Annotated in this window: 19 protein-coding genes; 14 read left to right on the forward strand and 5 right to left on the reverse strand. The window is 66.5% G+C overall.

Translation table 11 applies throughout. The annotated features are described in order from the left end of the window. Positions 1–49: 49 nt before the first annotated feature. Both Y706_RS0104310 and Y706_RS0104315 read right to left on the reverse strand, forming a co-directional pair. Complete coding sequence (locus Y706_RS0104310) at positions 50–532, reverse strand: SRPBCC family protein (protein WP_028275596.1); 483 nt, start codon at positions 530–532, stop codon at positions 50–52. Continuing rightward, a complete protein-coding gene (locus Y706_RS0104315; protein ID WP_028275597.1) occupies positions 529–891 on the reverse strand; it encodes an ArsR/SmtB family transcription factor in 363 nt (120 codons plus the stop codon). Before Y706_RS0104315 ends, Y706_RS0104310 begins: the two co-directional genes overlap by 4 nt. A 253-nt stretch (positions 892–1,144) precedes the next feature. On the opposite strand from Y706_RS0104315, the gene Y706_RS0104320 reads away from it, so the two are divergent. From Y706_RS0104320 to Y706_RS0104360, 9 genes are all read left to right on the forward strand, one after another. Continuing rightward, positions 1,145–1,549, forward strand: a complete 405-nt coding sequence (locus Y706_RS0104320) for a tautomerase family protein (protein ID WP_028275598.1) — start codon at positions 1,145–1,147, stop codon at positions 1,547–1,549. Positions 1,550–1,792: 243 nt separating this feature from the next. Continuing rightward, positions 1,793–2,794: a 5-dehydro-2-deoxygluconokinase gene (gene iolC / locus Y706_RS0104325; protein ID WP_028275599.1), complete on the forward strand. Its 1,002-nt coding sequence runs from the start codon at positions 1,793–1,795 to the stop codon at positions 2,792–2,794. Continuing rightward, positions 2,791–3,741 carry a Cgl0159 family (beta/alpha)8-fold protein gene (locus Y706_RS0104330; protein ID WP_028275600.1) on the forward strand — a complete coding sequence of 317 codons (951 nt, stop codon included), beginning with the start codon at positions 2,791–2,793 and terminating at the stop codon, positions 3,739–3,741. Before iolC ends, Y706_RS0104330 begins: the two co-directional genes overlap by 4 nt. Positions 3,742–3,780: 39 nt before the next feature. Continuing rightward, entirely contained in the window at positions 3,781–5,709 is a 1,929-nt protein-coding gene (gene iolD, locus Y706_RS0104335) for a 3D-(3,5/4)-trihydroxycyclohexane-1,2-dione acylhydrolase (decyclizing) (RefSeq protein ID WP_028275601.1), read from the forward strand. Positions 5,710–5,757: 48 nt separating this feature from the next. Then, positions 5,758–7,269, forward strand: a complete 1,512-nt coding sequence (locus Y706_RS0104340) for a CoA-acylating methylmalonate-semialdehyde dehydrogenase (protein WP_028275602.1) — start codon at positions 5,758–5,760, stop codon at positions 7,267–7,269. A gap of 103 nt (positions 7,270–7,372) precedes the next feature. Next, entirely contained in the window at positions 7,373–8,284 is a 912-nt protein-coding gene (locus tag Y706_RS0104345) for a sugar phosphate isomerase/epimerase family protein (protein ID WP_028275603.1), read from the forward strand. Positions 8,285–8,300: 16 nt separating this feature from the next. Continuing rightward, positions 8,301–9,314 (forward strand): Gfo/Idh/MocA family protein, encoded by a 1,014-nt coding sequence (locus tag Y706_RS0104350; protein ID WP_028275604.1) that lies wholly within the window; start codon positions 8,301–8,303, stop codon positions 9,312–9,314. 82 nt (positions 9,315–9,396) lie between these two features. Further along, a complete protein-coding gene (locus Y706_RS0104355; protein ID WP_028275605.1) occupies positions 9,397–10,272 on the forward strand; it encodes a sugar phosphate isomerase/epimerase family protein in 876 nt (291 codons plus the stop codon). Next, a complete protein-coding gene (locus Y706_RS0104360) occupies positions 10,269–11,747 on the forward strand; it encodes a sugar porter family MFS transporter (RefSeq protein ID WP_028275606.1) in 1,479 nt (492 codons plus the stop codon). The genes Y706_RS0104355 and Y706_RS0104360 overlap by 4 nt, the downstream gene beginning before the upstream one ends. A 104-nt stretch (positions 11,748–11,851) precedes the next feature. On the opposite strand, the gene Y706_RS0104365 is transcribed toward Y706_RS0104360, so the two are convergent. Then, positions 11,852–12,301: a MarR family winged helix-turn-helix transcriptional regulator gene (locus Y706_RS0104365; RefSeq protein WP_028275607.1), complete on the reverse strand. Its 450-nt coding sequence runs from the start codon at positions 12,299–12,301 to the stop codon at positions 11,852–11,854. 164 nt (positions 12,302–12,465) lie between these two features. Between Y706_RS0104365 and Y706_RS0104370 the strand changes: the two genes are divergently transcribed. Together Y706_RS0104370 and Y706_RS0104375 are read left to right on the forward strand one after the other, a co-directional pair. Continuing rightward, positions 12,466–13,707, forward strand: coding sequence for an MFS transporter (locus Y706_RS0104370; protein ID WP_028275608.1), 1,242 nt, complete (start codon positions 12,466–12,468; stop codon positions 13,705–13,707). Between the two features lie 28 nt (positions 13,708–13,735). Further along, positions 13,736–14,563, forward strand: coding sequence for an aldo/keto reductase (locus tag Y706_RS0104375; RefSeq protein ID WP_028275609.1), 828 nt, complete (start codon positions 13,736–13,738; stop codon positions 14,561–14,563). A gap of 57 nt (positions 14,564–14,620) precedes the next feature. Here the strand turns inward: Y706_RS0104375 and iolB are convergent, their stop codons facing one another. Further along, a complete protein-coding gene (gene iolB / locus Y706_RS0104380; protein ID WP_028275610.1) occupies positions 14,621–15,517 on the reverse strand; it encodes a 5-deoxy-glucuronate isomerase in 897 nt (298 codons plus the stop codon). Between the two features lie 137 nt (positions 15,518–15,654). Next, positions 15,655–16,395 (reverse strand): GntR family transcriptional regulator, encoded by a 741-nt coding sequence (locus Y706_RS0104385; RefSeq protein WP_028275611.1) that lies wholly within the window; start codon positions 16,393–16,395, stop codon positions 15,655–15,657. A gap of 348 nt (positions 16,396–16,743) precedes the next feature. On the opposite strand from Y706_RS0104385, the gene Y706_RS0104390 reads away from it, so the two are divergent. Genes Y706_RS0104390 through Y706_RS0104400 form a run of 3 tightly spaced genes read left to right on the forward strand, consistent with a single transcriptional unit; the run spans position 16,744 to position 19,772 of the window. Then, positions 16,744–17,739 carry a substrate-binding domain-containing protein gene (locus Y706_RS0104390; protein WP_028275612.1) on the forward strand — a complete coding sequence of 332 codons (996 nt, stop codon included), beginning with the start codon at positions 16,744–16,746 and terminating at the stop codon, positions 17,737–17,739. Positions 17,740–17,791: 52 nt separating this feature from the next. Next, entirely contained in the window at positions 17,792–18,841 is a 1,050-nt protein-coding gene (locus tag Y706_RS0104395) for an ABC transporter permease (RefSeq protein WP_028275613.1), read from the forward strand. A gap of 13 nt (positions 18,842–18,854) precedes the next feature. After that, positions 18,855–19,772: an ATP-binding cassette domain-containing protein gene (locus tag Y706_RS0104400; RefSeq protein ID WP_028275614.1), complete on the forward strand. Its 918-nt coding sequence runs from the start codon at positions 18,855–18,857 to the stop codon at positions 19,770–19,772. Positions 19,773–19,893 lie beyond the last annotated feature (121 nt).

The raw sequence follows: 19,893 nt of genomic DNA on the forward strand, positions 1-19,893 counted from the left end.
GCCCGGGAGGTGACCTGCCGCCGTCGTACTCTCTAAGACCCCTGAGGTCCTAGACCTTGGCCCCGCTGAGGACTTCCTCGAGCTGTTCGTAGGCTTCGGTCATGCCGCCCTCCATTCCGGACTGCGCCATGCCGTCGCGGGCCTCCATGCTGGGGTAGACCGCGTGGCCGCTGAGCCGCGAACGGCCGCCGCCCAGCTCCTCGAAGGTCAGCGACTCAATGCTCACCACGTCCGGGTAGCCATCGAATTCGAAGGTCTGGATGGCGAAATCATTCTCGCGGACAGTGTGGAAGACGCCGGTGAAGCCATAGGCGCTGCCGTCCGGCGCGGTGTGGGTGTAGCGGTAGCTGCCGCCGCTCCTAAAGTCGTAGTGGTCGACAGCCATAGTCAGCCGCCGCGGGCCAAGCCACTGGGCGACGAGCTCGGGATCCTTGTGCGCCCGGAACACCTCGGACACCGGAAAGTCGAATTCACGCTCGAAATCGATGAACGGCAGACCCTCGGGGACGGTCAATTTCAGTGCGTTGCTCATGATGCATCCTTTGGCTGTGTGCCGCTCTGGGCGGCGCGGATTTCAAGCACGGCGTCAAGGCTGCGGAACTGCCCCTCGCGGACCAGCCGGTGCTGGTCGATCCAGGCAGTGAGTGCTTCCAACCGTGCAGGGTTCAGGTGCACGGGCCGGCGCTGGGCGTCACGGGTCCGCGTGACAAGTTGCGCCTGCTCGAGGACCTGGATGTGTTTCGAGACCGCCTGCTTGGTGATCGCGAAGGGCTCCGCCAGTTCATTGACGGTGGCCGGGCCCCGGCTGAGCCGGGCAATGATGCGGCGGCGGACCGGATCGGCGAGGGCCAGGAAGGCCGCGTCGAGCTCGGCGTCGTCACTCGCTTCCACTCGGTGCTCCACCTCCTCGTCCCGTGGTCAACTGATCAGTAATCAACTTGCTCATTGATCAATCTCTAGGTTGTTAACGCTACGCCGGAGGCAGTGTCCGCGCAATACCCAACGCGGGGTCACTGAGGGCCCGTCCTGCGGGTCTGGGATGGGCGCTAAGCGACCCCGCGTTGCTGTGTGCTGTCACGGAATCCTTGCGTACCTCCGAATTGCTTTGTTAGTATGTCAGGACAAACTAACGAAGGAGATGCGAGTGCCTCTCGTACGAATTGACGTCAACCAGGGCCGCGGCGCGGAGCAGCTCCGCGGACTCAGCCAGGGCATCCACAACGCGATCGTGGCCGAATTTGGCATTCCGGAGCGGGACTACTTCCACGTGCTGACCGAGCATCCAGTGGGGCAAATTGTTGCCCAGGATGCCGGGCTCGGCTTCGAGCGGACGCCGGACGTGGTGATGATCCAGATCTTCACCCAGGCCGGGCGCAGCCTGTCCGCCAAGCAGTCCCTGTTTGCCGCCATTGCGGACAGGCTGGCCGCCGCGGGGGTCGCCGGCGAGGACGTTTTCATCGGATATGTCGAGAACACCGCGGGGGACTGGTCGTTCGGTTTCGGGCAGGCCCAGTATGTCACCGGCGAACTCGGCGTTCCCGCCAGGTAACCACCGGGGTATTTCCGGCGCCCGCTCCGCTGCTGCGGCGCCGCGCGGGCGTCACTTGAAGTCCCCGTGTCATGTTGTAAATATGTCAGTACAAACCTTTGACAGTACATGGATTCTAAGGCAAAGTAGTGGTTGTGGCCCGGCTCACGCCAGGCCCCAAAGCACCGAATAAGCACCGCAGAAACGCCGAAGCTCAGGCTGCGCAAAGGTATCGAGTCCACACCAGAAAGGTCCACGATCACCGTGACCCACGAACTGCTCACGATCGGGCGCATCAGTGTTGATATCTACCCGAACGACATCGGGGTGGATCTGGAGGATGTCACGTCCTTCGGAAAGTACCTTGGCGGATCCCCATCCAACGTAGCGGTCGCCGCTGCCCGCCATGGCCGCCGCACCGCCGTCATCACCCGCACCGGCGACGACGCCTTCGGCAAGTACCTGCACCGGGAACTGCGCAAATTCAACGTGGACGACTCCTTCGTCACGGCGGTCAAGGAATGGCCCACCGCCGTCACGTTCTGCGCCATCAAGCCGCCGGAGGACTTCCCGCTCTACTTCTATGGACGCTTCCCCACGGCACCGGACCTGCAGATCAAGGCCGAGGAACTGGACCTGGACGCCATCAGGGACGCCGGGATCTTCTGGTCCACCGTCACCGGACTCTGCCAGGAGCCCAGCCGCACCGCCCAGCTCACGGCCCACGAGGCACGGCCCCGCACGGGGCTCAAGGAAGGCCAGTTCACCATCCTGGACCTCGACTACCGGCCGATGTTCTGGGCTTCCGAGGAGGAAGCCCGGGAACAGGTCGCCAGGATCCTGCCGCACGTCACCGTCGCGATCGGCAACGACAAGGAATGCGCCGTCGCTGTCGGGGAGGGCACCCCGGACGAACAGGCGGACCGGCTGCTCGCGGCCGGCGTCGAAATCGCCGTCGTGAAGCTGGGCCCTGAAGGGGTCATGGCCAAGACCCGCACCGAGCGTGTGGTCTCCGCCCCGGTGCCCGTGGAAACTGTCAACGGCCTCGGCGCCGGCGACTCCTTTGGCGGGGCCTTCTGCCACGGCCTGCTCTCCGGCTGGCCCCTGGCACAGGTCCTCGATTTCGCCAACGCCGCCGGCGCCCTCGTCGCCTCCCGCCTGTCCTGCGCCGACGCGATGCCGACGCCGGACGAAGTCACCGGCCTGCTCGCCGACCGCGGCCGCCTGCTGCCGGGTACCTACGCCACCGAAGGAGCAGCACTGTGAGTGCAAACCCAGCCGTCGCCACCCGTGCGGTGAACGATGATCCCCGCCGCTACGAGCACCTGAGCATTATCCGGCTCGAAGACCCGGAAGCGATTGCCCGCGCCGCCAAGGCCCGGCGCCGCCACCCCGGTGTCAGGGCCCACCGGCAGAACTTCATTGTCGCCGCCGACCACCCGGCCCGCGGCGCGCTCGCCGTCGGAAACGATCCGGTGGCCATGGCCGACCGCCGCCAGCTCCTGGACCGCCTGCAGATCGCCCTGGCCAACCCGGACGTGGACGGTGTCCTCGCCTCGCCGGACATCATGGACGATCTGCTCCTGCTCGGCGCGCTCGAGGGCAAGCTGCTCTTCGGCTCGATGAACCGTGGCGGACTCTCCGGCTTGGTGAACGAATTCGATGACCGCTTTACCGGCCACACCGCGGCCGCGCTCGAGGCCCTGGGCGCCGACGGCGGCAAGATGCTGACCCGCATCTGCCTCGGTGACCCGGACACTGTCGCCACCCTCGAAGCGACCGCGAGGGCCATCGACTCCCTCGCCGAACGCAGGCTGATCGCCATGGTGGAACCGTTCCTCTCCGTCCGCGAAAACGGGAAGGTCCGCAACGACCTCTCCACCAATGCCGTCATCAAGTCAGTCGCCATCGCCGAAGGCCTCGGCGCGAGCAGCGCCTACACCTGGATGAAGCTCCCCGTGGTGGCCGAGATGGAACGCGTCATGGCGTCCACCACGATGCCCACCGTGCTCCTCGGCGGAGACCCGGACGCTGGCCAGGACGAGGTGTTCGCCAGCTGGCAGACTGCCCTCGCCTTGCCCGGCGTTCAGGGCCTCACCGTCGGCCGGACCCTGCTCTACCCGCAGGACGGCGACGTCGCCGGCGCCGTGGCAACCGCGGCCTCGCTGCTGCACCACACCGAATCCACCCGCACCAAAGAAGTATCGGAGTAGCTTCCCATGGGAATGAGCACGGCATCAGGAACACGCAGAATGACGGTCGCGCAGGCCGTCGTTGAATACCTGTCCAAGCAGTACACCGTCGATTCGGTCGGCGGCCAGGACTTCCGGGAACGCCTGATTCCGGGCACGTTCGGCATCTTCGGCCACGGCAACGTCGCCGGCGTCGGCCAGGCCCTCAAGCAGTACCAGCAGCTCGATCCGACGATCATGCCGTACTACCAGGGCCGCAACGAACAGGCCCAGTCCCACCAGGCGGTCGGCTTCGCCCGCCACACCCGCCGCCGCCAGACCTTCGCGATCAGCACCTCGATCGGTCCGGGCTCCTCGAACCTGCTCACCGGCGCGGCGCTGGCCACCACCAACCGGCTGCCGGTCCTGCTGCTGCCGAGTGACACGTTCGCGACCCGCGCCGCCGACCCCGTGCTGCAGCAGCTCGAACAGCCCTACGCCTACGACATCACCGTCAATGACGCGTTCCGGCCGCTGTCGAAGTTCTTTGACCGCGTCTCCCGGCCCGAGCAGCTGTTTTCCGCGTTCCACCACGGACTCCGTGTCCTCACCGACCCGGCCGAGACCGGTGCCGTCACCATCTCGCTGCCCCAGGACGTCCAGGCCGAGGCCTTCGACGTGCCCGAGGAATTCCTCGCCGAACGCGAATGGCGGATCCGCCGTCCGGACGCCGACGACGAGGACATCCGCCGCGCCGCCGAGGCGATCCGCGCCGCCAAGCGCCCGCTGGTCATCGCCGGCGGCGGCGTGCTCTACGCCTACGCCAACGAGGAACTCGCGAAGTTCGCCGAGCTGACCGGCATCCCGGTCGGCAACACCCAGGCCGGCGTCGGCGTGCTGCCCTGGGACCACAAGTTCTCCCTCGGGGCCATCGGATCCACCGGCACGACGGCGGCCAACGCCATCGCCGCCGAGGCCGACCTCATCATCGGGATCGGTACCCGCTACGAGGACTTCACCACTGCCTCCCGGACCGCGTTCCAGAACCCGGACGTGCAATTCCTCAACATCAACGTCGCCGCTCTCGACGCCTACAAGCACGGCACCTCGCTGCCGATCGTGGCCGATGCCCGCAAGGCCCTGGTCAAACTGAACCAGGCCCTCGGCGGCTACCGCATCGGCGCGGACCTCGAGCAGCGGATCGCGGCCGAGAAGGAACGCTGGGACGCCACCGTGGACGAGGCATTCGACACGCGGTTCACGCCGCTGCCGGCGCAGAACGAGATCATTGGCGCCACGAACCGCGCCATGGACGCCCAGGACGTCGTCATCTGCGCCGCCGGCTCACTCCCCGGTGACCTGCACAAGATGTGGCGCGTCCGGGACCCGTTCGGCTACCACGTCGAATACGCCTACTCCTGCATGGGCTACGAGATCCCGGGCGGCCTCGGGGTCAAGCGCGCCGCCCTGGCCGAAGCCGCCAAGGGCGGCACGCAGCGCGACGTCGTCGTCATGGTGGGGGACGGCTCCTATCTGATGATGCACACCGAACTCGTCACCGCCGTCGCCGAGCGGATCAAGCTGATCGTGGTCCTGATCCAGAACCACGGCTACGCCTCCATCGGTTCGCTTTCCGAGTCCCTTGGATCCCAGCGCTTCGGCACCCAGTACCGGGCGTTGGATGAGGAACACCACAGCTTCGACGACGGCGACCGGCTCCCGGTGGACCTGGCCCTGAACGCCGAAAGCCTCGGCGTGAAAGTAATCCGGATCGAACCGGGGGAGAAGGTCATCGCCGAGCTCGAACAGGCCATCCGCGACGCCAAGGCCGCCCCCGAACGCGGCGGCCCGATCGTCATCCACGTGGAATCCGACCCGCTGCTGGATGCCCCCAGCTCCGAGTCGTGGTGGGACGTTCCGGTCTCCCAGGTCTCCGAGCTCGACTCCACAAAGCAGGCCTTCCAGACCTACGTTGACCACAAGAGCCGCCAGCGCAAGCTGCTCGGCTGACCCCGGCTCCCTGAGCCATCCCAGATTCCAACTCCCAAGGACATTCCCATGACTACCGTCACCGCCACCAAAACCATCCACCACTTCATCAACGGCGCCGAGTCCGCCGGTGAAGGTACCCGCACCCAGCCCGTCTACAACCCGGCCACCGGCGCCGTCTCCGCAGAGCTGCGGCTGGCCAACCGGGCCGACCTGGACACCACCGTCGCCGCCGCCCGCGCTGCCGCCGATTCCTGGGGCGACATCTCCCTGGCCAAGCGCACCGCGGTGCTGTTCAAGTTCCGCGAACTCGTCGCCTCCCACGTGGACGAGCTCGCCGAACTGATCACCGCCGAACACGGCAAGGTCCTCTCCGACGCCAAGGGCGAGATCGGCCGCGGACTCGAGGTCATCGAGTTCGCCTGCGGCATCCCGCAACTGCTCAAGGGCGACTACTCGGACCAGGTCTCCACCGGCATCGACGTTTTCTCCTTCCGCGAGCCGCTCGGCGTCGTCGCCGGAATCACCCCGTTCAACTTCCCGGTCATGGTCCCGCTGTGGATGGCCCCGATGGCGATCGCCACCGGCAACGCCTTCATCCTCAAGCCCTCGGAGCGCGACCCCTCCGCCTCGATGCTGCTCGCCAAGCTGTGGAAGCAGGCCGGGCTGCCCGACGGCGTCTTCCAGGTCCTGCACGGCGACAAGGAAACGGTCGACGGCCTCCTGACCCACCCGGACGTGGACGGCATCTCCTTCGTCGGTTCCACCCCGATCGCGAAGTACGTACACGAGACCGCCACGGCCCACGGCAAGCGCGTCCAGGCCTTGGGCGGGGCGAAGAATCACGCGATCATCCTGCCCGACGCGGACCTCGACAACGCTGCCGACCACCTGGCCGCCGCCGCCTTCGGCTCCGCCGGGGAACGCTGCATGGCCATCTCGGTCGCCGTCGCCGTCGGCGAAGCCGCCGACCTGCTGGTCAAGAAGGTCGAGGAGCGCGCCCTGGCCGTCAAGGTCAACAACGGCACCGTGCCCGACGCCGAAATGGGCCCGGTCATCACGCCGGCGTCCAAGGAACGGATCGTGAAGATCGTCACCGAGGCCGAAACCGCCGGCGCCGCGATGGTGGTGGACGGCCGCGACCTCGTGGTCCCCGGCCACGAAGACGGGTTCTGGGTCGGCCCCACCGTCCTGGACCACGTCACGGCCGGGATGACCGCCTACACCGAGGAAATCTTCGGCCCCGTCCTGGTCGTGGTCCGCGTCGAGGACCTCGACGCCGGCATCGCCCTGATCAACTCCAACCCCTACGGCAACGGCACCGCCATCTTCACCTCTTCCGGCGCCGCGGCCCGGAAGTTCCAGCGCTCCGTCACCGTGGGCATGATCGGTATCAACGTGCCGCTGCCCGTGCCGGTGGCGTACCACTCCTTCGGCGGCTGGAAGGCCTCGCTGTTCGGCGACAAGCACATCTACGGCCCCGAAGGCGTCTCCTTCTACACCCGCGGCAAGGTGGTCACCTCGCGCTGGCCCGAACCCACGCACGCCTCCGGCGCCTCCTACAACTTCCCGTCCAACTAGTCCCCACCCAGCGCCACCCAACAACCGCGATCGATTGCTCCGCAACCGCCGTTTTGAGCGTCCAAAACGGCACCTGCGGAGCAACCGATGAGAAGGAATGGAAATGACAGAGAACAAGCTGATCATCGGCACCGCGCCGGACTCCTGGGGCGTCTGGTTCCCGGATGACCCCCAGCAGACCCCGTGGGAACGCTTCCTCGACGAGGTCGCCGAATCCGGCTACAAGTGGATCGAACTCGGCCCCTACGGCTACCTCCCCACCGATCCGGCCCGTCTCGCCGAAGAGCTCAAGCAGCGCGACCTGAAGATCTCGGCCGGCACCGTGTTCACCGCATTCCACCGCGGGGCCCACCAGTACGACGAAGCCTGGGAGCCGGCCCGCAAGGTCGCCGAACTCACGGCAGCCATGGGAGGCGAACACATCGTGGTCATTCCCGCGATGTGGCGCGACGACGTCACCGGCGAGGCCGTCGAGAGCGGCACGCTGACCGAGAAGGCGTGGAGCGACCTGTTCTCCGGCCACAACCGCATGGGCAAGACCCTCTTGGAGGATTTCGGCCTGAAGCAGCAGTTCCACTCGCACGCCGACTCCCACGTCGGCGCGCAGGCGGACATCGAAACCCTGCTCGCGGCCACGGACCCGAAGTACCTCAACCTCTGCCTGGATACCGGCCACGCCGAATACTGCGGGGCCTCCAGCCTCGACCTGATCAAGAACTATCCGGACCGGATCGGCTACCTGCACCTCAAGCAGATCAACCCGGACATCCTCAAAAAGGTCAACGAGGAAAAAATGACGTGGGCCGCCGCCAACCTGGCCGGCGTGATGACCGAGCCGCCGAACGGGCTGCCGGACCTGCGCGCCGTCATCGAAGCCGTGGAGGCGCTCAACCGGCCGATCTTTGGCATTGTGGAACAGGACATGTATCCCGTGGCCTTCGACGTCCCGATGCCGATCGCCAAGCGCACCCGGAACTACCTGCTTTCCTGCGGCTCCCGCACCGCCGTCAACTAGAACAGAGGACAAGATCATGACTAAGACCCTCCGCGTAGCTGTCATCGGCGCCGGCCGTATGGGCGCAGACCACATCCAGCGGCTCAACACCCGCATCCACGGCGCCGAAGTTGCCGCCGTCGTCGACGTCGACCTCGCCCGTGCCCAGGCCGCCATCGAAGGCATCCCCGGTGCCGTCGCCCTCGCCGACGCCGAGGAGGCCCTCAACAACGGCGACGTCAACGCCGTCCTGATCGCCACCCCCGGTTTCCTGCACGAGGACATCCTGCTCAAGGCGATCGCCAAGGACATCCCGATCCTCTGCGAGAAGCCGCTCACCCCGGATGCCGAATCCTCCTGGAAGATTGTCGAAGCCGAGCAGGAGCTGGGCCACAAGCGCATCCAGGTCGGCTTCATGCGCCGCTTCGACGCCGAATACGCCGCCCTCGGCAAAATCATCCGCGACTCCGAACTCGGTGAGCTGCTCATGCTGCACCACCAGCACCGGAACCCCACCACCCCGGCCGGCTTCACCAACGAGATGCTGATCAACGACTCCGTGGTCCACGAATTCGACGCCATCCGCTACTTCACCGGCGAGGAAATCACCTCGGTCCAGGTCCGCCTCGGCAAGGCCACACGGAACGCCCCGGCCGGTCAGCACGACCCGCAGCACGTGCTGATCGAGACCGAGTCCGGTGTCCTGGCCGACGTCGAGATCTACGTCAATGCCAAGTTCGGCTACGAGGTGGCCACCCAGGCCTCCTTCGAGGACGGCATCGTCAGCATCGGCGACGACAAAGGCCCGTACACCCGCAGCAACGGCCATTGGGGCGGCAACGTCACCCCCGGCTTCGAGGAACGCTTCGGGGCGGCATACGACGTCGAAATCCAGTCGTGGGTGGACGCGGCCCTCCGCGATGAGATCGGCGGCCCCACCGCCTGGGACGGCTACGCCACGGCCGCCTGCTGCGAGGCCGGCGTCGAGGCGCAGAAGAACGGCGAAAAGGTCGCCGTGAAGCTCAACGCCAAGCCCGCCCTGTACCGCTAAAACCCCGCCGGCCGGTGCCTTCTACTGCAACGAACGCGCCGGCCGGCCGCACGCCCGCCAGATCCACAATGGAGTGTTCACCGTGAAAATCGCCCTAGATCCCACGCCGTTCCACCACAGCCACGGACTCCTCGAGTTCCCGCGCGTGGTGGCCGACCTCGGCTACAAGTACATGCAGATGACCCCGCACGCCGATTTCATCCCCTTCTTCAACCACCCGAAGGCCGACGACGAGCTCGTGGGCAAGCTGAAGGCGGCCTGCAAGGACGCGGGAATCGAAATCGCGTCGGTGCTGCCCGTGCTGCGCTGGTCCGGCCCGGACGAGGACGCGCGCGAGGCGGCCGTCCGCTACTGGAAACGCGCCATCCAGATCACCGTGGACCTGGGCGTTGGCACCATGAACACCGAGTTCAGCGGCCGGCCGGAGAAGGCCGAAGAATCCGAGCGGTCCTTCTACCGCTCCATGGAGGAACTGCTCCCCATCATCGAGCGGGAGGGGATCGACCTGCTGATCGATCCGCACCCGGACGACTTCGTCGAGGAGGGCCTGGCCGCGATCCGGGTGATCCGCGGGCTGAACTCGAAGAATGTTGGCCTGGTCTACGTGGCCTCGCACAGCTTCCACATGAAGAACGCACCGCTGGAGATCATGCGGGCCGCTGGCGACAAGCTGCGCCTGGTCCACGTGGCCGACACGATGGACCACCACGCCTCACACGGCCTGCGCTACATCACCAACCCGCCCGGCAACCCCGTCCGCGTGCACCAGCACCTGAAAATCGGCGACGGCGACGTCAACTGGGACGAGTTCTTCGGCGGCCTGCAGGAGATCGGCTTCCTGGACCGTGAAGACACGGTGATGGTCTCCAGCGTCTTCGCCGAGGACGACAACGCCGCGGACGTCTCCCGATACCAGCTGGAGACCATGAAGCAGCAGATCCAGAAGGTCAGCCTATGACGGCGCCCGATAGAACGCTGACAAACTCGGCTCCGCCCGCGGCCGCCCCCGATGCGGGCGTGGACTCCTCGGGCCGGGCCGCCGGCGGCACCTCGAATCCCCAGGGTTTCATGCGGCGGGTGGCGCTCTTTTCCACGTTCGGCGGCCTCCTCTTCGGCTATGACACCGGCGTGATCAACGGCGCCCTTCCGTTCATGCAGCGGGACCTCGGCCTCACTCCGCTGACCGAGGGGCTGGTGACCTCCACCCTGCTGTTCGGCGCGGCGTTCGGCGCCATCTCGGCAGGCAGGCTGTCGGACCGCTTCGGCCGGCGCAGGACCATCATGGGGCTCGCGATCATCTTCGCGGTGGCCACCATGGCCTGCTCGCTCTCGCCCAGCACCGAAATGCTCGTCGTCTCCCGCACCCTGCTCGGCCTTGCCGTCGGCGGGGCGTCGGTGATCGTTCCGGTCTACCTGGCGGAAATGTCCCCGTCGGCCCAACGCGGACGGATCGTGACACAGAACGAGCTCATGATCGTCACCGGACAGTTTCTGGCCTTCACTTTCAATGCCGTGCTGGGCAACGCCTTCCCCGAGGCCTCCCACGTGTGGCGGTGGATGCTGGTCATTGCCACGCTGCCGGCTGTCGTGCTGTGGCTTGGCATGCTGCTGCTGCCGGAAAGCCCGCGCTGGCTGGCGTCGGCCGGCCGCTTCGGTGAGGTACTGGACGTGCTGCGCCGGACGCGCGCCGCCGAGGACGTTTCCACCGAGTTCGATGAGGTCCGTCAGGCCGCCAGGGAAGACTATCAATCCAAGCTCGGCACCTTCCGTGACCTCACGGTGCCCTGGATCCGGCGTATCTTCGTGGTCGGACTTGGCATGGCCGTGATCAACCAGATCAGCGGCGTCAACGCCATCATGTACTACGGCACCTCCATCCTCTCCAGCTCCGGCTTCGGTGACCAAGGCGCCCTGCTCGCCAACGTCGTCAACGGCGTGACCTCGGTGGTCGCCGTCGTGGTCGGGATGTCCCTCATGTCGCGCCTGCCGCGGAAGTCCATGCTGGTCGCGGGCCTGACCGGCACGGCAGGATCCCTGCTGGCCATCGGCATCATCTCCATGCTCATCCCGGAAGGCACCCTCCGCGGCTACCTGGTGCTGCTGTTCATGGTGACGTTCCTCGCCTCGATGCAGTCCTGCATCGGCACCGTGACGTGGCTGACCATGGCCGAGATTTTCCCGCTGCATGTCCGCGGCATTGCCATGGGCATCTGTGTCTTCGTGCTGTGGATGATCAACTTCCTGATCGGGTTCTTCTTCCCGCAGATGGTGTCGTGGATTGGCGTCTCGGCGACGTTCTTCATCTTTGTCGGGCTCCAGCTGGCAGCCATCGTCTGGGTGAAGCGTGTGGTTCCGGAGACCAAGGACAAGAGCCTGGAGGACCTGGAGCACTTCTTCAAACAAGCGGCGGCCAAGCAACCCGTCGCCGCCTAGCCCTGCACGCACAATGCCCCGCCCGGGATTCGTCCCGGGCGGGGCTTTCTGCGTTCCTTCTGCGTTGCCGCGCGAGGCGGTTGCAGCGCTAGACCGTTGTTGCCCTAGACGCCGGCGTGCAGGCGGGGGAGGGCGTCGACCAGCGGTGCCAGCTCCGGCACTTCCTGGGCCTCGGCCAGCGCCCGCTCCAGCGTGGCGTCGTGGACCGGCCTGCTCTGCTCGAGCAGGGCGATGCCGCTGGGGGTGAGCTCGGTGTAGATTCCGCGGCGGTCATCCGCGCACAGGATCCGGGTCAGCAGCCCGCGGTCCTCGAGCCGGTTGACCAGGCGCGTGGTGGCGCTCGCGCTCAACGCCGTGGCGCGGGCCAGCTGCTGCATCCGCATGTGCCAGCCGTCCTGCCGGCTCAGCGCATCCAGCACGGTGTACTCCACGACGGAGAGCTGCGCCTCGGCCTGCAAGGACCGCTCCAGCTCGGCCTCGATCAGCCCGTGCAGGGCCGCCAGGGTCCGCCAGCCTTGCGCCCGGACCTCGACGGCGTCGTCCTTGATGCCCATCAGGTGTTTCCCTTCAACTCGCGTGCCCGGCGGGGTGGTGACGGGCACATCAAATAATAGTTGCTTGCGCGCTGTATCTGCTTGTGCAAGAATAAATAACGCGTCTGCAACTACTAGCTTACGCGCCATACCCCATCCCGTACAGCTTTGTAAGGAGCACCTCCATGCCTGTTGGCCTGATAGCCCTCGCCCTCGGCGGGTTCGGCATCGGACTCACCGAGTTCGTCATCATGGGCCTGCTGCCGCAAGTGGCCGCAGACTTCCACGTCACCGAGGCGACCGCGGGCTGGCTCATCTCCGGCTACGCGCTCGCCGTCGTGGTCGGGGCGCTGGGTCTCACCGCCGCCGTGACGCGTTTCGAACGCAAGCCCGTGCTGGCCGTGCTGATGGTGCTCTTCATCGCGGGCAACCTTGTCTCGGCGCTCGCGCCGGATTACTCGGTAATGATGATCGGCCGCATCATTGCCGCTCTCTCGCACGGCGCGTTCTTCGGCATCGGCGCAGTGGTGGCCGCGAGCATGGTGGCGCCCACTAAGAAGGCGGGTGCGATCGCGATCATGTTCACCGGCCTGACTGCTGCGAATGTGCTCGGTGTCCCGTTCGGCACCATGCTGGGCCAGGCCGCGGGCTGGCGCTCCACGTTCTGGGCGATCACCGTGATCGGTGTCCTCGCCCTGGCCGGCATCCTCGCACTCGTGCCGAAAACCGGCTCCGGCGAACCAGCAGCGGGCGGATTGCGCGGCGAGCTCCGTGCCTTCCGCTCCGGACAGGTGTGGCTCTCCATCCTCGTGACCATCCTCGGCTACGGCGGCATGTTCGGCGCCTTCACCTACATCGCCTTTACCCTCACCGAGGTCACCGGCTTCTCCGCCGCCACGGTCCCGTGGCTGCTGATCCTCTTCGGCGTCGGGCTCTTCATCGGCAACACCCTCGGCGGCAAGGCGGCCGACAAGAACGTGGACCGCACCCTGCTCGTGGTCCTCGCCGCCCTGGTGCTGGTGCTCGTGGCCTTCGCCCTGACAGCCGGCAACCAGCCGGTGACCATCGCCACTATGGTGCTGCTGGGCGGCTTCGGCTTCGCCACGGTTCCGGGACTGCAGATGCGCGTCATGAAGTACGCCAGCAGCGCTCCCACCCTGGCCTCCGGCGCCAACATCGGCGCCTTCAACGTCGGCAACGCCCTGGGCGCCTGGCTGGGCGGCGTCACCATCACCGCCGGCCTCGGCTACACCTCGCCGATTTGGGCCGGCGCCGGGATCACCCTGCTGGGCCTGGCAGTGATGGTATTCGCCGCGGCTCAGGCCAAGCGACTGGCGACGGCCGGCGGTTCAACCGCCCCCGCCGCGGCAGCAGCGCAAACCAGCACCGACCTTCCCGCCACCGAGGCTGCAACCGTTGTCCGCTGACCTCCCGAACGCAACCACAGGAGACACTATGAGTTCAATTCCCACTATCGTCCTCAATAACGGGGTGCGGATGCCGCAGCTGGGCTTCGGCGTCTTTCAGATTCCCGACGCCGAGACCACCGAGGCGGTAGCGGCGGCGCTCGACGCCGGCTACCGGAGCATCGACACGGCCGCCATCTATGGAAACGAAACCGGAACCGGCCGCGCGCTCGCAGAATCCGGGATCGCGCGGGAAGACCTGTTCATCACGTCCAAGCTGTGGATCGACGACCTCGGCTACGAACCAGCTCTGGCGGCTTTCGACGCGAGCCTGGACAAGCTGGGCCTCGACTACCTGGATCTTTACCTGATTAACTGGCCCGCGCCGGCGTCGGACCGGTACGCCGACTCCTGGCTGGCCCTTGAAAAACTCCATGCCGACGGCCGGGTCAGGGCCATCGGCGTGTCCAATTTCGAACCGGTGCACCTGCAGCGGCTCATCGACCTGGGCGGAACGGTGCCGGCGGTCAACCAGGTGGAGCTGCACCCGGCGCTCCAGCAGCACGACGTGACAGTGTTCAACGCGGCGCACGGCATAGCGACGGAGGCCTGGAGTCCGTTGGCCCAGGGTGCCCTGCTGGCGGATCCGGCCATCAAGGAGATCGCCGCGCGCCACGGCAGAACCCCGGCGCAGGTCATTCTGCGCTGGCACCTGCAGCAGGGGAGGATCGTCATCCCGAAGTCAGTGACGCCGGCCCGCATCCGGGAAAACCTGGAGGTGTTCGGCTTTGAGCTTTCCGCGGGCGAGCTGGCGGCAGTGACTGCCCTTGAGCGGAACGGGCGCACCGGACCGCACCCGGCCACGTTCAATGGCTAGCTGTCAGCGCCAGCGCCTGAGCCTGAGCCAGAACCAGGGCCGGAGCGGCCTGACGGCCTAGCGGCCGAACGGCAGCCGCGGGTCCAGGTCCTGGCCCTCCCAGGTCTGGCGGATCCAGCCGTGGTGCGGGTCATCGCTGATGAGCCACTCGCGGACCGGGCCGGGTCCGGCCATGACGTTGAGGTAATACATGTCGTAGCCGGGGGCGGCCATGGCGGGCCCGTGCCAGCCGTAGGGCACCAGGACGACGTCGCCGGTCCGGACCTCGGCCGCAACGTCGATGGGCCGCTCGTCGGAGGCGTAGACGCGCTGGTAGCCGATGGCGTCGTCGGCGCCCGGGCGTTGCGGGGCCCCGGGCGTCACGCGGGTTTCGAAGTAGTAGATCTCCTCGAGGTTGGTCTCGCCGTCTTTTTCCTCATCGTGCTTGTGCGGGGGATAGGAAGACCAGTTGCCGGCCGGCGTGATGACCTCGCAGACGATGAAGCGGTCCGCCTCCAGCGCGGCGGGAGTCCCGAAATTGTGGACCTGACGGGAGCAGTTACCCGCCCCGCGCAGTTCCACCGGCGTCTCGGCGGCCGTGATGAGGCGGGTCGGGTAGGCGGCCTTGGCCGGAGCAGTGGCGACTGCCACGCGTCCGCCGTCGGCCGAGGTGATGGCCACCACCTTGCCGGCTCCCGTGTAGAGCACGTCGCTGGGGCCGCTGAAGACGCTGACCCGGCCGGCCAGGGGATAGTCCTGCCCGTCGACGGTCGCCACGAAAGAGCCGTTGAGCGGGATCACGATGCGTTCCTCCGCCGCGGCGTCGAGTTCGACGGCGGCGCCGGCTGCCAGCGTGGCAACCTTCAGCCCGGTATGCGCCCAGCCGTCCACCTCCAGTTTGGAGTCGGACGTCCCGATGGAGACGTCCCACGTGTCTTCGGCGGCGGTGCCGAGCGGATAGACCCAGTTGGCCATGGAAGCTGCCCTTTCGTTGTCGCGCCGGAGGCAGGCGCGGGTGTGTGCGGGGTTGAAGCCGGTTGCGCCCGTCGCTGACACGGCTGCCCGGCGCCTTGTCGTTGCGCGGCCAGCCCTGAACTGCTAACTCTGGACGCTTATCTCTGGACCAGTGTCATTTCAAAGCTGTAGGAATCCGCCCGGTAGACGTGGTGGCCGGTTTCCACCATGCGTCCGGTGTCGTCCACCGCGGTCCGCTCCATGGTCACCAGGGCGGAGCCGGGGGTGGTCTCGAGCAGTGGCGCCTGGTAGTCATTGGCGATCATGGCACCGATCCGCTGCGAGGCCAGGCGGAAGTTCACGCCGCCGTTGCGCAGAATGGCGTAGAGGCCTTGCGAGCCCAGGGAAGCCTCGTCGAGGGCGGTGATGTCATCCCGCACCCAGTTCTCCATCAGGGCCAGCGGCTTGCCGCCCACCTTCCGGAGCCTGGTGAAGTGGTAGACCTTGGCGCCGGCCGGAAGCTGCAGAGCTGTCCGGATCGCGCCGTCCGCCTCCTCATGCGAGAAGCTGAGCACGTCGGTGGTGGGCTTGCTGCCGTTGTTGCTCAGGTCGTCGTAGAGGCTGGAGAGTTCCAGCGGGCGGCGGACCTGGCTGGACACCACCTGGGTGCCGACGCCGCGCTTGCGGACCAGCAGGCCCGAGCGGACCAGCTCGTCCATGGCTTTTCTCATCGTGGGCCGGGACAGGTTCAGCTGGGCGGCCAGGTCGATCTCGTTTTCCAGCCGGCTGCCGGGTTCCAGCAGCCCCGTGTGGATCGCTGCCTCGATGCCCTGCACCACTTGGTGGTACAGCGGCACCGGAGAAGAGCGGTCGATCCGCAGATTCAGTTGATTCGCCACTGGACATGCTCCCTTGTGCTCCGCGGCGGCCGTTGTGCCGGCCTGTCCGCGTATGTCAGGCTATGTTCGCTTGATAGGACATACTGCCTTTTTCTGATAGTAGCAGGGCTGCCAAGAGGTGCCAAGGGCTGCTGTGACGGGCCTCGTTTGCGGGGGTCGGGCTGTCGGCGCTGGCCCGGCAAGCCCCGCGAATGCGACATTCCGACCCCTCTTCGTTACGTCCAAACATCCTAATGTCAGGACAAACTATTGACAACTGTGATTGGAGTCACCATGATCGGTTGTAGATGGCTCATGGACCGACGCGATGAAGCGGCCGGCGTGGCCCGGAATCAAAGGAGATTGATCGTGACCAAGTTCTCGTGGCGGAAGGCGACCCTCGTGGCGGCCGTTGTACCCATGCTGGCCCTGAGCGCGTGTTCCAGCACCGGCGGCAAGCCCGCAGACTCAGGCAATGCGGCTGGTGGAGGCCAGGCAGCCAGCACCTCCCGCATCAAGGTCGCCCTTATCACGCACGCCGCAGCCGGTGACACCTTCTGGGATATTGTTCGCAAGGGCGCCGAGGAGGCATCGGCAAAGGACAACGTTGAGCTCCTCTATACGTCCGATCCCGAAGCCGGGCGCCAGGCCCAGCTCATTCAGCAGGCTATTGACCAGAAGGTCGACGGCATCGCGGTCACGCTCGCCAAGCCCGAAGCCCTCAAGGACGTCCTGAAGAAGGCCTCCGACGCCGGCATCCCGATTGTGAGCCTCAACGCCGGTGAATCGGTCTCCTCCCAGCTCGGAGCATTCACCCACTTCGGTTCCAACGAGCAGCTCGCCGGTCAGGCCGTGGGCACCAAGCTGGCCGCGGACGGCTATAAGCACCCGGTCTGTGTGATTCAGGAACAGGGCCACGTGGGACTTGAAGCACGGTGCGCGGGCGTCAAGGCGAAGGTTCCCGGAACGGAGATCCTTTACGTCGACGGCAAGGATATGACCTCCGTTCAGTCCACCGCGACTGCCAAGCTTCAGGCTTCCAAGGACGCCGACGTCATCATCGGCCTCGGCGCCCCCATCACCCTGACCCTCCTCAAGTCGGTCACTGACGCCGGCAGCTCTGCCAAGGTCGCCAGTTTCGACCTCAACGCGGAGCTCGCCCAGAAGATCGTGGATGGTGCAGTTCTGTTCACCGTGGACCAGCAGCCGTGGCTGCAGGGCTACGGAGCCGTTGACGCCATCTGGCAGAACAAGCGCGGCGGCTTCAAGATCGGCGGCGGCCAGCCTGTGCTGACAGGCCCGGCGGTCATCGACAAATCCAATGCGGCCGATGTCCTGACCTTCGCCCAGCAGGGCGTCCGCTAACAGCCCGCTGGCCGGGCCGGTTCGCGCCGGCCCGGCGGCAAGGAGACTTATCATGACCATCACCCAGACCAAGACAAAGTCGCCGGCGCCCGATGAGCGCGTCGCCAAGCGCAGTCCGTTCCAGAAACTGCTCGGACGTCCCGAGGTCGGTGCCCTGGTGGGCGCGATCGTCCTCTTCATCTTCTTCGCGTTGGTGTCCCCGACCTTTACCCAGCCCGGTGCCCTGGCGACCATCCTGTACGGGTCCTCCACGATCGGGATCATGGCGGTGGGGGTGTCCTTGCTGATGATCGGCGGGGAGTTCGACCTTTCCACCGGCGTCGCCGTGATCACCTCGGCGCTGACCGCGTCGCTGTTCAGCTGGTACTTCACCACGAACGTCTGGGTTGGCGTCGGCCTGGCCCTGGTGGTCTCCCTGTCCGTCGGGTTCATCAACGGCTGGATCCTGATCAAGACCAAGCTGCCGTCCTTCATCGTCACCCTGGCCACGTTCCTGATGCTGACCGGCCTGAACCTGGGTCTGACCCGGCTGATCGGCGGCTCGGTGTCCTCGCCCTCGATCTCGACCATGGACGGTTTCGCCTCGGCCCGGGCGGTGTTCGCCTCCTCGGTGAGCGTCGGCGGCGTCGACATCAAGATCACCGTGTTCTACTGGTTCGCGCTCGTCGCGGTCGCGACCTGGGTGCTGATGCGGACCCGGGTGGGGAACTGGATCTTCGCCGTGGGCGGGGACGCGAACGCGGCCCGCGCCGTGGGTGTGCCGGTCAAGGCCACCAAGATCGGTTTGTTCATGGCCGTGGGGTTCTGCGCCTGGATCCTGGGCATGCACAACCTCTTCGCCTTCGACACCGTGCAGTCCGGTGAGGGCGTGGGCAACGAGTTCCTCTACATCATCGCCGCGGTGATCGGCGGCTGCCTGCTCACCGGCGGGTACGGCTCGGCGATCGGCGGCGCGATCGGCGCGTTCATCTTCGGCATGGCCAACAAGGGCATCGTCTACGCGCAGTGGAACCCGGACTGGTTCAAGTTCTTCCTGGGCCTGATGCTGCTGCTGGCCACCATCGTCAACCTCATCGTCAAGCGCCGCGCGGAACTGAAGTAGAAGGGCCCCGGAAATGAATGCCAAAGAGATCGACCAGCAGACCCTGCTGCAGAACGAAAAAGACCCGCTCACCCACACCCCGGTGCACCTGCTCTCCCTCGACGGGGTCGGGAAGCACTACGGCAATATCATCGCCCTCTCCGAGGTCACCATGGCGGTGGACAACGGCCGCGTCACCTGCGTGCTGGGCGATAACGGCGCGGGCAAGTCCACGCTGATCAAGATCATCGCCGGCCTGCACCAGCACGACGCCGGAACACTGAAGATCATGGGCCAGGAGCGGAAGTTCAGCTCCCCCCGGGACGCCCTCGATGTCGGCATCGCCACGGTCTACCAGGACCTCGCCGTGGTGCCGCTGATGCCGATCTGGCGGAACTTCTTCCTCGGCTCGGAGCTCACCAGCGGGTTTGGTCCGTTCAAGAGCATGGACGTCGAGAAAATGAAGGACATCACGCTCAAGGAACTCGCCGCGATGGGCATCGACCTGCGCGACGTCGAACAGCCCATCGGCCAGCTCTCCGGCGGTGAACGCCAGTGCGTCGCGATCGCCCGGGCCGTGTACTTCGGCGCGAAGGTCCTGATCCTGGACGAGCCCACCGCGGCCCTGGGCGTGAAGCAGTCCGGCGTGGTGCTCCGCTACATCCTGCAGGCCCGCGACCGCGGCCTCGGCGTCATCTTCATCACCCACAACCCGCACCATGCCTTCCCCGTCGGGGACCGGTTCCTGCTGCTCAAACGCGGCAAATCGATCGGCTACTACGACAAAAAAGACATCACTCTCGACGAGCTCACCGCTCAGATGGCCGGCGGCGCAGAACTCGCCGAACTCGCCCACGAACTCGAACAACTCGGCGGCCACAGCGACGTCGTCAAAGAAGTCCAGGGCGAAGTCGCCGACGTGTCCCAGACCACCGGCAAGACCTACGGGTAACCGCCGCCCCAACTCCTGAAAGGACAAGCCTTTGGCTTACCTCAACCGCAACGCCTCCGACGCCGTCCTGCCCGTGCGGATCGGGCTCATCGGCTCGGGCTGGATGGGCGCCTTCCACGCC

The organism is Arthrobacter sp. I3 (genome assembly GCF_000520575.1).
Classification (GTDB): Bacteria; Actinomycetota; Actinomycetes; order Actinomycetales; family Micrococcaceae; genus Arthrobacter; species Arthrobacter humicola_A.

Coding starts and splice junctions, on each gene's coding strand:
- Y706_RS0104310 (WP_028275596.1), bottom strand. CDS start 532: ATGAGCAACGCACTGAAATTGACCGTCCCCGAGGGTCTGCCGTTCATC.
- iolD (WP_028275601.1), top strand. CDS start 3,781: ATGACGGTCGCGCAGGCCGTCGTTGAATACCTGTCCAAGCAGTACACC.
- Y706_RS0104340 (WP_028275602.1), top strand. CDS start 5,758: ATGACTACCGTCACCGCCACCAAAACCATCCACCACTTCATCAACGGC.
- Y706_RS0104345 (WP_028275603.1), top strand. CDS start 7,373: ATGACAGAGAACAAGCTGATCATCGGCACCGCGCCGGACTCCTGGGGC.
- Y706_RS0104350 (WP_028275604.1), top strand. CDS start 8,301: ATGACTAAGACCCTCCGCGTAGCTGTCATCGGCGCCGGCCGTATGGGC.
- Y706_RS0104360 (WP_028275606.1), top strand. CDS start 10,269: ATGACGGCGCCCGATAGAACGCTGACAAACTCGGCTCCGCCCGCGGCC.
- Y706_RS0104365 (WP_028275607.1), bottom strand. CDS start 12,301: ATGGGCATCAAGGACGACGCCGTCGAGGTCCGGGCGCAAGGCTGGCGG.
- Y706_RS0104370 (WP_028275608.1), top strand. CDS start 12,466: ATGCCTGTTGGCCTGATAGCCCTCGCCCTCGGCGGGTTCGGCATCGGA.
- Y706_RS0104375 (WP_028275609.1), top strand. CDS start 13,736: ATGAGTTCAATTCCCACTATCGTCCTCAATAACGGGGTGCGGATGCCG.
- iolB (WP_028275610.1), bottom strand. CDS start 15,517: ATGGCCAACTGGGTCTATCCGCTCGGCACCGCCGCCGAAGACACGTGG.
- Y706_RS0104395 (WP_028275613.1), top strand. CDS start 17,792: ATGACCATCACCCAGACCAAGACAAAGTCGCCGGCGCCCGATGAGCGC.
- Y706_RS0104400 (WP_028275614.1), top strand. CDS start 18,855: ATGAATGCCAAAGAGATCGACCAGCAGACCCTGCTGCAGAACGAAAAA.